Annotated in this window: 12 protein-coding genes and 7 tRNA genes; 7 read left to right on the plus strand and 12 right to left on the minus strand. The window is 56.8% G+C overall.

Annotated features, from left to right (window positions below; all coding sequences use genetic code 11):
• Positions 1–106 precede the first annotated feature (106 nt).
• The 7 genes from JRC49_03600 to JRC49_03630 all read left to right on the plus strand — a co-directional run bounded on the left by JRC49_03600 (position 107) and on the right by JRC49_03630 (position 741).
• Positions 107–183: transfer RNA gene (locus tag JRC49_03600), tRNA-Arg, on the plus strand.
• Between the two features lie 8 nt (positions 184–191).
• Positions 192–268 (plus strand) — tRNA-His (locus JRC49_03605).
• Between the two features lie 41 nt (positions 269–309).
• Positions 310–381 (plus strand) — tRNA-Gln (locus JRC49_03610).
• 5 nt (positions 382–386) lie between these two features.
• Positions 387–459, plus strand: a tRNA-Lys gene (locus JRC49_03615).
• A 29-nt stretch (positions 460–488) separates the two neighbouring features.
• Positions 489–569: transfer RNA gene (locus JRC49_03620), tRNA-Leu, on the plus strand.
• A 22-nt stretch (positions 570–591) separates the two neighbouring features.
• Positions 592–667, plus strand: a tRNA-Gly gene (locus tag JRC49_03625).
• Positions 668–670: 3 nt separating this feature from the next.
• A tRNA-Gly gene (locus tag JRC49_03630) sits at positions 671–741 on the plus strand.
• A 47-nt stretch (positions 742–788) separates the two neighbouring features.
• Here the strand turns inward: JRC49_03630 and JRC49_03635 are convergent.
• The 12 genes from JRC49_03635 to JRC49_03690 form a co-directional block, all read right to left on the minus strand.
• Complete coding sequence (locus tag JRC49_03635; protein ID QTE71929.1) at positions 789–1,886, minus strand: HAMP domain-containing histidine kinase; 1,098 nt, start codon at positions 1,884–1,886, stop codon at positions 789–791.
• Positions 1,873–2,544: a response regulator transcription factor gene (locus tag JRC49_03640; GenBank protein ID QTE71930.1), complete on the minus strand. Its 672-nt coding sequence runs from the start codon at positions 2,542–2,544 to the stop codon at positions 1,873–1,875. The genes JRC49_03635 and JRC49_03640 overlap by 14 nt, the downstream gene beginning before the upstream one ends.
• Positions 2,545–3,405, minus strand: coding sequence for a M15 family metallopeptidase (locus JRC49_03645; GenBank protein ID QTE71931.1), 861 nt, complete (start codon positions 3,403–3,405; stop codon positions 2,545–2,547).
• A gap of 23 nt (positions 3,406–3,428) precedes the next feature.
• On the minus strand, positions 3,429–4,154 hold the full coding sequence (locus JRC49_03650) for a M15 family metallopeptidase (GenBank protein QTE71932.1): 726 nt from the start codon (positions 4,152–4,154) through the stop codon (positions 3,429–3,431).
• Positions 4,155–4,212: 58 nt separating this feature from the next.
• A complete protein-coding gene (locus tag JRC49_03655) occupies positions 4,213–4,935 on the minus strand; it encodes an amino acid ABC transporter ATP-binding protein (GenBank protein ID QTE71933.1) in 723 nt (240 codons plus the stop codon).
• Positions 4,922–5,686: an amino acid ABC transporter permease gene (locus JRC49_03660; protein ID QTE71934.1), complete on the minus strand. Its 765-nt coding sequence runs from the start codon at positions 5,684–5,686 to the stop codon at positions 4,922–4,924. The genes JRC49_03655 and JRC49_03660 overlap by 14 nt, the downstream gene beginning before the upstream one ends.
• 116 nt (positions 5,687–5,802) lie before the next feature.
• Positions 5,803–6,543, minus strand: coding sequence for a transporter substrate-binding domain-containing protein (locus JRC49_03665; GenBank protein ID QTE71935.1), 741 nt, complete (start codon positions 6,541–6,543; stop codon positions 5,803–5,805).
• Between the two features lie 254 nt (positions 6,544–6,797).
• On the minus strand, positions 6,798–7,583 hold the full coding sequence (trmB, locus tag JRC49_03670; GenBank protein QTE71936.1) for a tRNA (guanosine(46)-N7)-methyltransferase TrmB: 786 nt from the start codon (positions 7,581–7,583) through the stop codon (positions 6,798–6,800).
• Positions 7,584–7,595: 12 nt separating this feature from the next.
• The gene (locus JRC49_03675) at positions 7,596–9,011 is read right to left on the minus strand and encodes an adenylosuccinate lyase (GenBank protein QTE71937.1); all 1,416 of its coding nucleotides are present in this window, start codon (positions 9,009–9,011) and stop codon (positions 7,596–7,598) included.
• Positions 9,012–9,062: 51 nt separating this feature from the next.
• Positions 9,063–10,337, minus strand: a complete 1,275-nt coding sequence (locus JRC49_03680; GenBank protein QTE71938.1) for an adenylosuccinate synthase — start codon at positions 10,335–10,337, stop codon at positions 9,063–9,065.
• A gap of 131 nt (positions 10,338–10,468) precedes the next feature.
• Positions 10,469–12,613: an RNA-binding transcriptional accessory protein gene (locus JRC49_03685; GenBank protein ID QTE71939.1), complete on the minus strand. Its 2,145-nt coding sequence runs from the start codon at positions 12,611–12,613 to the stop codon at positions 10,469–10,471.
• A gap of 56 nt (positions 12,614–12,669) precedes the next feature.
• Positions 12,670–13,272: an epoxyqueuosine reductase QueH gene (locus JRC49_03690; protein ID QTE71940.1), complete on the minus strand. Its 603-nt coding sequence runs from the start codon at positions 13,270–13,272 to the stop codon at positions 12,670–12,672.
• Positions 13,273–13,613: the final 341 nt, after the last annotated feature.

Here is a 13,613-nt window from a genome sequence, read left to right on the forward strand (position 1 = left end):
AAACGTTGACACCAGTATTTCACAGTGATATAATACGTATCTGTCAGCGGAAACGGAAGGTTTCCACTGAAAGCGCCGATAAAGATCGGAAGCCGTCCTGTGGCATGCGCCTGTAGCTCAGTTGGATAGAGCAACGGCCTTCTAAGCCGTGGGCCGGGGGTTCGAGTCCCTCCAGGCGCGCCAAGTACATGGTGGGTATAGCGTAGTTGGTTAACGCGTCAGATTGTGGCTCTGAAGACCGTGGGTTCGAGTCCCACTACTCACCCCATTTTCCTTCTATCGGCGTCAAGCTGGCAGAATTACCTACGTTGGGGTGTAGCCAAGTGGTAAGGCACGGGACTTTGACTCCCGCATTCGTAGGTTCGAGCCCTGCCACCCCAGCATATGACCCATTAGCTCAGTTGGCAGAGCACTTGACTTTTAATCAAGGTGTCTGGAGTTCGAATCTCCAATGGGTCACTTTCCTCTGCTTTCGCCGGGTCTGTCCTGCGGGCGTGGCGGAATGGCAGACGCGCCAGACTTAGGATCTGGTGTCGAAAGGCGTAAGAGTTCGAGTCTCTTCGTCCGCACAGTATCCCGGTTCCCTTATATGCGGTAGTAGCTCAGTTGGTAGAGTGCCACCTTGCCAAGGTGGATGTCGCGGGTCCGAGTCCCGTCTACCGCTCCACTTGCGGGTGTAGCTCAATGGTAGAGCTCCAGCCTTCCAAGCTGGTCACGTGGGTTCGATTCCCATCACCCGCTCGCAAAAAACAACCGATGCAGATGCATCGGTTGTTTTCTTATGCTTGTTAATCCATTTCTGTTCTCGGTGCTGTCGGTAGTGTGAACCAGAAGGTTGTCCCCTGCCCCGGTTCGCTTCTGACGCCGTAATCCGCGCCGTGCTTTTCCAGGATACCCCGGCAGATATTCAGGCCCAGGCCGCTTCCGATCACAGATCGGCGGTGGTTTTCCCGGCTCCGGTAATACCGGTCCCAGATAAACGGCAGTTCGTCCGCGGGAATGCCTTCCCCGCTGTCGGAAATCTGTACGCGGATGCCGGCCGCGGTATCCCGCTGGGTAATCCGGACGGTTTTATCCTCTCCGGTATACGTCAGCGCGTTTCCCAGCAGGTTGTACAGCACCTGGCCGATCCTACCCCGGTCTCCGACAACCTCCCGGTCTTCCGCCGGTTCAAAGATCACTGTATAGCCGTCCACGGAGGTCATCCGTCCTACCCGGTTGCAGATCTCCCGGATCTCTTCCGTCAGGTTGAAGGGCTTCTTTTCCAGTTCCATATTGCCGGTGCGGAGCCGGCTGAAATCCAGCACCTCATTGACCATGGAACTCAGGCGGTTCGTCTCGTCAATGATGATCTGCATATTCTCGGGCGTTACCTCTTCAGGAATATCACGCATGGCTTCCGCATAGCCCTCGATCATGGTCAGGGGCGTGCGCAGGTCATGGCTGATATTGGCGATCAGCTCCCGCTGGAGGTCTTCTACCTTTCCCAGGTCCTCCGCGGCCCGTACCAGGGTATCGTTCAGCTCCGCAATCTCCCGGTAGCCGCCGCTGTGCGGCGGGCGGGTGTAGCGGGAACGGCTCAGTTCCCTGGCCGCCTCACTGGTCTCAATGATGGGTTCCGAGATGATCCTGGCCATGGTAAAGCCCACAAGGACCGTTGCCAGCACAATCGCGCCGACAGTCAGCAGGAACTGGGTCCGTACGGCGTCCTCAATCTGGATCACGGACGCGCCCCGGTACAGGTTCCGGAACAGCACTCCCTGCAGCATCCATACCGTGGAAATGATAAATCCCGCGAAGATCGCGAGATATATCAGTATCTTGGCCCGGATACCGACCCGGCCGGCGAGGAATTCCTCCCGGTAAGCCAGATTATTCCTTCTCAAAACGATAGCCTACCCCTCTGAGCGTTGTGATCTTGTCCGCATAGGGCCCCAGCTGCTTGCGCAGCAGCTTGATATGGGTGTCCAGCGTCCGGTCGTCTCCGAAGAAGTCATAGCCCCATACGTCGCTGATCAGTTTTTCCCGCGTCAGGGCGATGCCCCGGTTGCGGATCATGTAGAACAGCAGGTCGTATTCCTTCGGGCTCAGCTCTGCTTCCACGCCGTCCACCAGCACCCGGCGGGCCGTAAAGTCCACAGTCAGGCCGCCGATGGAAACCGTCTCCTCCGCCTTCTTCTCCGCCTCGCCGCTGCGTTTGAGCACCGCGCCGACGCGCATCATCAGCTCCTTCGGGGAGAAGGGCTTCACAACGTAGTCGTCAATGCCCAGTTCAAAGCCATGGATCCGGTCATACTCCTCCCCGCGGGCGGAGAGCATAATCACCGGAATGGGATCCGTTTTCCGGATCTCACGCACGGCGGAGAAGCCGTCCAGCTCCGGCATCATCACGTCCATGATAACCAGGTCATAATGGTTCTGGCGGCACTTTTCCACGGCCTGCATACCGTTTTCCGCCTCGTCGGTCTCATAGCCCTCAAAGGCGGCGTATTTGGCGATCAGGGCACGAATGCGTGCCTCGTCGTCCACAATCAACAGCTTCATTTATTCCTCCGTTGGGGTCTGAATAAACTTTTCCACCTTCGCCCGGTCTCCGCCGGCTGCCAGGTAATCCTGGATAGCCTGCTGGAGCTGTTCGGTGAACTCTTCCAGGCACAGGCCGTTCTCCATGATATAGGTGGCAACCGGGATACCCACATAGCGCAGGTGCCAGGGTTCCGTGTTAATCTCGGTAATTTCCTGCTTATCCGCCGGATAACGGATGATGAAGCCGAATTCCTGGCAGTGATCTGCCATCCACTGGCATTCCGGCTCCTTCATCATTTTATCATTCATGGCCTTGTCTTTCCAGTTGGCAGGCACCACGTCGCAGCCAAGGCCTGTCTGATGATCGCTGGCGCCGGGTTTGGACACCCAGCCGTCATCCTTGCCATGATTCTTCTTCAGGCGGTTGTTGTACATCGTCTTCTGGGTGGAATAGGAACGGTAGGCGCTCTTCAGGTACAGTTTCCGGTATCCGTTCTCCTCCGCGGCGGCACGGATGGCAGCGTTCATTTCGCAAAGCGCGTCAGAGCAGACCTTGCGCAGCTTCTGGCCGTCCTTGGGCTTCACAGCCCAGGAAATGCCGCCCTTGTCGGGCTTGGAGGGAACCTTCACCAGATCCTTCGGCACATACTTTTTGTCCAGCAGGTAATGCTTGTTGGCCAGGATGATGTACTCCGGGTCCATGTCCTCCAGCGCCACCGGAAAATCCCATACAGGTTCGGAAGGACCCGTGACTTCCTTTACAGGTTCTTCACCCTCAACGACTTCCTCGATCAGCAGTTCTTCCTCATCCGATTCCGCGGCGGCAAGCACCGGCAGAAGCAGCATCAGGGAAAGCAGTAAACAGCATACTTTCTTCATAAAGCAATCTTCACCTAATCGTATCATTCTTCTTTCACGGTAAAGCTGTCAGCTGCAGCAGGGAGCTTCACGTCTTTCTGCAGCAGGTTCTGCAGCACCTCCACCCGGTGACTGATCAGCCAGGTCTCCAGCGGCACATTGGCGTCATGGATCTCCTTGGCGTATTCCTTGCCGACATAGCGGAAATGCCAGGGCTCATACTTGTAGCCGGTGATTCCCTCCCAGGGCTCGTCATACCGCAGGATATAACCGAACCGCCAGCAGTTTTCCCGGCACCACTTACCGCCCTCGGTATCCGCGAAGGATACTTCCAGGTGGATCTTGTGTTTCTGTCCGATATCCATGGCCACGCCCAGCTGGTGTTCGCTGGATCCGGGCGGCGCGACATATTCCTGCGCCTTTTCCACGTTCCCCTTCACAGTGCGCAGCTTCCGTTTATAGATACCCTCCTGTCTTTCATAGGAGCGGTAACCACTAATAGAAAGGAGCTGGACGCCGATTTCTTCCTTGCAGGCCTGGAACATTTCACGCAGGGCTTCCGCGGCTTCCTTCCGCATCCGGCGCACCTGTCCGGGCACGTCGCTCATTTCCAGGTCATCCGGCTCATAGGCTTCGGAAACCATATACTGGCGATTTGCCAGGAACAGCAGGCCGTTCACGTCGTTCTGGGGGGCTGCGGTATTCAGTGCTCCCGATACCGTCATGGAGGCGGCGGCAACCAGGGAGATCAGCTTGGTTAATGACGTCATTTCTTTTTCTCCATGGAAAAATGTCATTCAGAACGATGCTCTGAATGACATGATTATATCACAAAACTTTGTTTAAGAAATCCTTCGTTCTTTGTTCTTTCGGATTGGTGAAAATCTCGCCGGGAGTACCCTCCTCCAGGATCTTTCCTTCATCCATGAACAGCACCCGGTCAGCGACTTCCCGGGCGAAGCCCATCTCATGCGTCACGCAGACCATGGTCATGCCGCTCTTCGCCAGCTCCTTCATAACGTCCAGCACTTCGCCGACCATTTCCGGGTCCAGGGCGCTGGTGGGCTCGTCAAACAGCATCACTTCCGGTTTCATGCACAGGGCCCGCACGATGGCGATACGCTGTTTCTGTCCGCCGGAAAGCTGGGCGGGATAGCTGTCTGCCTTGTCTTCCAGGCCGACGCGCTTCAGCAGTTCCCGGGCTTCCTTTTCCGCCTGGTCCTTGCTCATCAGTCCGGTCCGTACAGGAGCCAGCGTGATGTTCTTCAGGATCGTCATATTCGGGAACAGGTTGAAATGCTGGAACACCATGCCCATCTTCTGGCGGATTTTGTTGATGTCGCATTTATCATCCGTAATGGACTGGCCTTCAAAGATGATTTCTCCGCTGGTGGGTGTCTCCAGCAGGTTCAGGCAGCGCAGGAAAGTGGATTTTCCGCTGCCGCTGGGTCCGATCAGCACAACACGTTCGCCCTTGTTGATGTGCTCGCTGACGCCCTTTAGCACTTGCAGATCGCCAAAGCTCTTGGTCAGGTTTTTAACGTCTATCACTTGCGCGCAGCCTCCTCTCAAAGATTCCCAGCAGCCAGGTAAACAGCATCACCAGCAGCAGGTAAATAATCGCCGCTCCGAGGTACGGGTACATCGGCTCGTAGTTCCGTGAAGCTACGCTCCGGGCCGCGTACAGCAGTTCCTTGCCACCGATCACGCTGATGAGGGAGGTGTCCTTCAGCAGCACGATAAACTCATTGCCCAGCGCAGGCAGGATCGCCTTGATGGCCTGGGGCACCACCACAAACCGCATCGTGTCCGTGTAGTTCATGCCCAGGCTGCGTCCGGCCTCCATCTGTCCATGGTCCACGCTCATCAGGCCGCCGCGGATGATCTCAGCTGTATAGGCGCCGGAGTTGATACCCAGCGTCAACGCACCGACCATCACAAAATTCCGGCTGGAAGCGAAGATAACCAGGCCCATGATCATCAGCTGCACCATCATAGGCGTACCGCGGATCACGGTCACATAGATCTTCAGCAGGCCGTTGATGAACCCGAGAACGGGGTTTTTGTGTCCGGGACGCTGCTGGTCATGTGCCGTACGGATCACCGCGACAATGATACCGAGGATCACGCCCAGCATCAGTGCCAGCACCGTCACGTACAGCGTGGTCACCACGCCGTTCAGGTACTGCAGCCAGCGGTCATTTTCGATGAATGCCTGATAAAAAAGGACATAGAATTGCTGCCACAATGTGGTAGGTTCATTCGCAGCCATCATTGCCTTCCAGGCCACAAACTGTTCCATGGAAACGGATCCTCTCCTTCACTGGTTGATCGTGCTGTTCTCCGATAATAACGCAGAAAGGAAAAGGCTTTTTTGCCTTTTCCTTCCGGCGTGAAAATGACTTTCTGCCTTCTGTATTATTCCTGCCACTTCAGGATGATCTCTTCGATGGTGCCGTTGTCGATCAGCTTCTGCAGTTCAGCGTTGAAAGCGTCCAGCAGTTCGGTGTTGCCCTTGGCGAAACCGAAAGCGAAGTTTTCAGGCGTATAGTCGGTCTTGAACATCTCCAGTCCGGGGATCTGCTTCACATAAGCTTCGCCGACCATGTCGTCCACGATGATGCAGTCCACCTGGCCGTTCTGCAGGGCCTGGAACGCAAGGGAGTATTTATCGTAGGAGGTCACGTGATCTTCGCCGAAATTGTCAACGGCCAGGTCCTTGCCTGTGGTACCGCTCTGGGCGCCGATCATCTTTTCACCCAGGTTCTCCATGGTGATGTCCGCGCCGGTCTTGAACACGATACCCTGCACGATCGTCACATAGGGGATGGTGAAGTCCATGCTGGCCTTCCGCTCTTCCTTGATGGTCACACCGGAAACCACGGCGTCAGCCTTGCCGGCGCTGGGAGCAACCAGAGCGCTGTCAAAGTCGATGGCGTAGGGTTCAGCAGTCAGGCCCAGGTTCTCGCAGATGATCGCCAGGATGTCGGGCTCAATGCCGATGACGTTGTCATTGTCATCCGTGCTTTCAAAGGGCGGGAAATCGGGGCTGGTGGCATAGATGAACTTGCCGGCTTCGATTGTCTTATACTCAGCAGTAGCCGCGGCTACGCTCAATACCAGGGCCAGTGCCAGAACCATTGCCAGAATCTTTTTCATTGTGAGTGCCTCCTCATTTCTGTTCTTTCCGTTAGGATTGGCGTCAGTATAGCACCCGGATACACCCTTGTCAACACATTTTATGCATTTTTATACAATTATTTTTGTTTTTCATGAATATTATGCATAATTATAACGATTATTCATGCATTTCCGCTGTATTTATGCATTTGTAACTTATAAGCCGGCAGCAAGTACCTGCTGACCTTACTAAAAAAAGAAAAACCGCCCGGCATACACAGCCGGGCAGCTTCTTATTTTTCTTCCTGATCAGCGAGCATGACAGCACGGTTCATCCGTTCAATCGCTTCTTTTTTGATTCCGGGAGTCAGGCGGAATCGGGTCGGATCGAAATCCGGGGTTTCCGGCTTCATACGGAACACACCGTACTTGATCGGCACACCGAGGGCCGTGTACTTTTCTTCGTGTTCGCTGATGTAATTGGGCCGGAAGTCGTCCGCATGCAGGTCATAGCCGAGTTTCACCGGTTCAAAGCCGCACAGGTCAAAGTAGGCTAACGAATCCTCAAACAGCGTATCGTCATCCGTCTTGAACCAGATCTCCCCGCCTTCCTTCAGGAAGGTACGGTACTGCATCAGCTGCCGCGGATGGGTCAGCCGGCGCTTCTCATGTTTCGGATGCTCGGTCCAGGGATTGCAGAAGTGGATATAGATGCGCTCCGCCTGCTCCTGCGGGCCGAATACCTGGTCCACAAAGCAGATATCCGCCATAACCAGCTGGACGTTGCCGGGGTTCTCCCCGCAGGCGTCCACGATGTTCCGCCGGGCGACGCCCAGGATGTCTGCGCTCAGGTCTGCGGCCACAAAGTTGATCTCCGGATTGTCCGCGATCATCTTGGCCGTGCTGACAGCCTTGCCGCAGCCCATTTCAATGTGCAGCGGCAGGTCAGGGTTGGCAAAGCGGGGACGCCAGGTTCCCCTCAGCGCGCCGGTCTTTGCGTCCGGGCCCTTAATCGCATCAATAAAGAACGGGCAGGCCTGGAGTTCAGGTCTTGCCCATTTCTTGGTTCGCATGTGCATCGGTCTAAATCCTCACAGATCGATGGAGTCTTTGGTTTCAGTGGCTTCCGTGAACAGCGGGCGAAGTTTCTCCGCCAGCGCGGTCACCTGTGCGCCGCAGCGGCCGGTATACTTGGCCGGATCCAGCACCGCCTGCATCTCCGCTTCGGTCAGGCCGAAGTCCTTTTCCGCGGCCAGCCGGGCCAGCAGGTCACAGGGCTCACCCTGCTTCATCTTCTCGGTTGCGGCCATGGAGCAGCGGCGGATGATTTCATGCAGCTGCTGCCGGTTTCCGCCCCGCTTCACCGCTTCCATCATCAGGTTTTCGGTGGCCAGGAAGGGCATATACTCCCGCAGGGTCTTGTCGATCACCTTTTCGTTTACCCGCAGGCCGCCGGCAATGTTCCGGACCAGGCGCAGGATCGCGTCCGCGCACAGGAAGGCTTCCGGCAGGGAGATCCTGCGGTTGGCGGAGTCATCCAGTGTCCGTTCCATCCACTGTACAGAGGCGGTCAGTGGCGCGTTCATGGCGTCCGCCATCAGGTAACGGGCCAGGGAGCATACGCGTTCGCAGCGCATGGGATTCCGCTTGTAAGCCATGGCTGAAGAGCCGATCTGGTTTTCTTCAAAGGGCTCATCGATCTGGCGGTCATGCTGCAGAAGGCGGATATCGTTCGCCATGCGGTAGCAGCTCTGGGCCAGGGCGCTCAGTGCGTTCAGGATGCGGCTGTCCGTCTTGCGGGGATAGGTCTGTCCGGACACGGTGAAGCACTCGGAGAAACCGAAGGTGCCCGCGATCCGGCGGTTCATTTCATCAATCTTTGCTTCATCGCCTTCGAACAGGTCCATGAAGCTGGCCTCGGTACCGGTGGTGCCGCGGCATCCCAGGAAGCGCAGGTGATCGATCACGAAGTCGATCTCTTCCAGGTCAGAGGCCAGGTCCTGCAGCCAGAGGGAAGCGCGCTTGCCCACGGTCACAGGCTGTGCCGGCTGGTAGTGGGTATAGCCCAGCGTGGGCATATCCTTGTACTTCTCCGCGAAGTCGCACAGGCTCTTCATGGCGCCCAGCAGTTCCCCGCGCAGGTACTTCAGGCCGTCCCGGTAGATCACCAGGTCGGCGTTATCGGTCACATAGCAGCTGGTGGCGCCCAGGTGAATAATGCCTGCCGCGGAAGGAGCAACTTTGCCGTAGGCATAAACGTGAGCCATGACGTCATGGCGGACTTCCTTTTCCCGCTCCCGCACGCAGTCATAGTCGATATCTTCGATATGGGCCGCCAGCTCGTCCACCTGTTCCTGCGTCACCGGCAGGCCCAGTTCCATTTCAGCCTTGGCCAGGGCAACCCAGAGGCGTCTCCAGGTCCGGTAGCGCGTATCGGCAGAGAACAGCTCCAGCATATATTTGGAAGCATACCGGGAGGACAGTGGGGTTTCATACTGCTGTGTCATCGTTTTTCTCCATTCTGTATCGTGTGTCTTCCGTAAACCTCAGTTGGCTTATTACCGCATAATGATGCTGTCTCTTTCCGGTCCGACAGAAACCCACTTGATGGGGCAGCGGATCGCCTTTTCGATCATCTGCACATAGGCCTTGGCTTCCTCAGGCAGGTCTTCCCAGGTGCGTACGCCGCTGATGTCCTTCTTCCAGCCCTTGACGGTTTCAATCACGGGCTTGCAGTCATCCAGCGCTGCCGGGAAGGGGAACTTGTCTGTCATCTCGCCGTTCAGTTCATAACGGACACAGACGGGAATCTCATCCAGGTAGCTCAGCACGTCCAGCTTGGTCAGGGCAATCTCCGTGGCGCCCTGCACCTGCACGCCGTAACGGGTGGCCACCAGGTCCACCGGACCGACCCGGCGGGGTCTGCCGGTCTTGGCGCCGTATTCATGTCCCGCTTCACGCAGTTTTTCCGCTTCCTCACCGAACATTTCGCAGGTGAAGGGGCCTTCGCCCACGCAGGTGGAGTAAGCTTTCACCACGCCGATGATCCGGTCCAGCTGGGCGCTCGGCAGGCCGGAGCCCACGGGTGCGTATGCCGCGATGGTGTTGGAGGAGGTGGTCATCGGATAGATGCCGTGATCCAGGTCACGCAGGGAGCCCAGCTGGGCCTCGAACATAATCCGTTTGCCGTTCTCTTCCGCTTCCCGCAGCAGGTCGCCGGTATCGCAGATATAAGGCTTAATGGCTTCGCAACTGGTGTTCAGCCAGTTTTCAATCTCATCCCAGGTATAGGGTTCGGCACCGTATACGCCCTTGATGATCAGGTTTTTCCACTCCATCAGGTCCTTCAGGTGGGCACGGAGCCGTTCCGGATAGAACAGTTCGCCCGCCATGACGGTCTTCTTCTGATACTTGTCAGAATAGAAGGGAGCAATACCCTGTTTGGTGGAACCGTACTTCTTGTCAGCCAGGCGCTGTTCTTCCAGCTCGTCCAGCCGGCGGTGCCAGGGCATGAGCAGGGAGGCACGGTCACTGATCTTCAGGTTTTCGGGAGTCACGGCAACACCCTTGTTCGCAACGTCCTTAATCTCATTCATCAGGCTTTCCGGGTCCATGGCAACACCGTTGCCGAGAATGTTGATCACATTCTTCCGGAAAATGCCGGAGGGCAGCAGATGCAGGGCAAACTTTCCGTGCTCATTGATAACGGTGTGGCCGGCGTTTCCGCCGCCCTGATAGCGAACCACAATGTCAATCTGCTCCGTCAGCAGGTCCACCATGCGGCCTTTGCCTTCGTCGCCCCAGTTGATTCCAACGATCGCTGTACAAGCCATTTTGTCTTCCTCCGGTCGTCATACTTGTGCCAAAAACACAACAAGTTATTTTACCGCCGAACCCATAGCGTGTCAATCATTCAGGCAATTCAAAAGCCGCCAAAAAACATAATCTTCGGCGGCTTTGAAAATCACATTCTTCCCTGTACCATCGTCAGTGCGATGCGTTTCTTTTGCTCATCCACACTGACCACCCATACCTTCACGATATCCCCCACCTTCACAACCTCGGAGGGATGCCGGATAAACTTCTCCGCCATGCGGCTGATATGCACCAGTCCGTCCTGGTGCACCCCGATATCCACAAAGGCGCCGAAGTCAATCACGTTCCGCACGGTACCGGTCAGTTCCATGCCGGGTTTCAGGTCCTTCATCTCCAGCACGTCCGTCCGGAGCACCGGCTTGGGCAGCTCGTCACGGGGATCCCGTCCGGGCTTGGCCAGTTCACCCAGCATATCGTTCAGCGTCGGAAGTCCGACGCCGATCTCCGCCGCCAGCTTTTCGTGGCCGTAGCGGCTGGCCCGGTGCACCACGTCCGCCGCGCCGCCCCGGATTTCCTTCATATCATAGCCCAGCTTTTCCAGCAGCAGCTTGGCCGCGTCATAGCTTTCCGGGTGGACCGCGGTGGCATCCAGGGGATTCTTGCTGTCCATCACCCGCAGGAAGCCCGCGCACTGCTCATAGGCCTTCGGTCCAAGCTTCGGCACCTTCTTCAGGGTCGCGCGGCTGGCAATGCCGTTTTCTTCGCGATATGCCACAATGTTCTTGGCCAGGGCCGGCCCGATGCCCGCCACATGGCTCAGCAGTTCCGCCGAGGCCGTGCTGACCTCAACGCCCACCTGGTTCACGCACTGTTCCACCACGCCGTCCAGGGCCGCGGTCAGCTCATTCTGTTTCAGGTCGTGCTGATACTGACCCACGCCGATGGCCTTCGGATCAATCTTCACCAGTTCCGCCAGCGGGTCCTGCATCCGGCGGGCAATGGAAACCGCACTGCGCTGGGTCACGTCAAAGTCCGGGAACTCTTCTGCCGCCAGCTTGCTGGCGCTGTATACCGAGGCACCCGCCTCACTGACGATCATATAGGCCACGCCCGGCAGTTCCGGCAGCAGGGATACAATAAACTGTTCGCTTTCCCGGCTGGCCGTGCCATTGCCGATGGCCACCGCCGTAATGCCGTACTTATTCACAAAGCCTTTGATCAGCTTTGCCGCGGCTGCCTTGCCGCCTTCATTGCCCGGCAGGGTGAAATAGCCCACACCGGTATCCAGTACCTTGCCGTTTTCGTCCACCACTGCCAGCTTGCAGCCCGTCCGAAAGCCCGGGTCCACGCCCAGGGTCACCTTGCCCTTGATGGGCGGCTGCATCAGCAGCTGATGCAGGTTGTCGCTGAACACCTTGATTGCGCTGACGTTGGCCCGGTCGGTCAGGTCGTTCCGGATTTCCCGTTCCAGGGATGGGAACACCAGCCGTTCCCAGGCGTCCGCGCAGGCTTCCGCCACCTGCTGCGCCGCGGGAGTATTGTTCCGCACAAAGGCCTTGCGGATCGCGTCCTGGGCCTTTTCTTCCGGCGCCTCCAGGGTCACCTTCAGGAACTCTTCCCGCTCGCCCCGGTTCACCGCCAGAATGCGGTGCGCCGCAATGCTCCTCACCGGCTCCCGGAAGTCGTAATACATGCTGTATACGCTGTCTTCCTCTTTGGCTGCCTTGCTGTGCAGGACGCCTTCCCGGTTCAGCAGCGCCCGCAGTTCCTTCCGGATCTCCGCGCTGTCGCTCACCGTTTCCGCCAGGATATCCCTTGCCCCGGCCAGTGCCGTCTCCACGTCGGGCACTTCTTTTTCTTCATTGATATACTTGGCCGCTTCCGCCGCGGGATCTCCCGCCTGCTGAAGCATCAGCCACAGGGCAAGAGGTTCCAGTCCCCGTTCCTTTGCCACGGTTGCCCGGGTCCGGCGTTTCGGCCGGAAAGGACGGTATATATCTTCCAGTTCACTGAGGGTCACAGCCTTTGCCAGCTGGGCCTTCAGTTCATCGGTCATGACGCCCTGTTCTTCCAGGGAAGAAGCAATTTCCTCCCGGCGCTTTTCCAGGTTCCGCAGGTATTCCAGCCGTTCTGCCATCTCCCGCAGCACCTGGTCATCCAGCGAGCCAGTCGCTTCTTTCCGGTACCGTGCAATGAAGGGAATCGTGTTCCCCGCGTCCAGCAGTTCCACCGCTGCCTGTACCTGCTGCGGCCGCAGCTTAAACTCCCCCGCCAGTCTGTTCACAAAATCCATTTAATCTCTTTTCTCCTTTGAGTTGTTTTTCCAAACCATTCATTATGCATTGTGCATTATGCATTATGCATTGAATATCTGCATCCGCAGTAGTCCTGCCGGTACAGCTCGTACTCCCTGGACAGTTCCAGGGATCGGAGGTATCCGTTCTTTTTCTTGAAGTCAGCAAACAGGTATTTCACCCCGTACCGTTTTCCGGCTTCCTCCCCGATCCGGTTCACATTGTCCGCGTTCTTGTGCGGGCTGACGGAAAGCGTGGTCGTAAAGTATTCAAAGCCGTGGGCTTTCGCCTGCTCCGCGGTATAGTTCAGCCGCATGGCAAAGCAGGCCAGGCAGCGTTCCCCGCCCTCCGGAGCGTCCGCCAGTGCCGGTGCGAAGGCGTCAAACGCCTCGTGATCATAATCACAGGGCAGCATCGGTATCTCTCCCGGCAGCAGCGTCAGCAGGCGTTTCTGCTCTGAAAGCCGGTGCAGGTATTCCTCTTCCGGTTCAATATTCGGATTGTAATACAGCAGTGTCACCTGGAAATGCTCGGTCAGCCGCTCAAGCACTGCGCTGGAGCATGGACCGCAGCAGCTGTGCAGAAGCAGTGTCGGTTTTCGGCCTTCCAGCCGTGCGATTTCAGCTTCCATCTCCCGCTGATAGTTTCTTTTCTCCATAGGCTCCACTCCTCTTTCTACTGCATGGCCAACTTTACACTTCTCTCCTTATAAAGTCAACTGAACACGTCCCCCGTCAATCGCTGTCCGGCTTTGTAAAATAGGCTTTGAAGCAAATATCACATTCGCCCGTTACGGGCGGATATTTCACATCGTGCGCAGCACGATATTTCATATGGAGGGCTCGCCCTCCATATTTCATGTTTGCCTTTGGCAAACATTTCATTTACCTGCTCACGATATTCCTATAAACTTGTACTATAAGACCTGATAGGAACAATCTATCTTTTACCTATTGACTTAGTAGGTTTACTATGATATATTGTCCGCAACACATCGAG

It is taken from the genome of Clostridiales bacterium FE2011, assembly GCA_017569305.1.
Lineage (GTDB): Bacteria > Bacillota > Clostridia > Christensenellales > Aristaeellaceae > Aristaeella.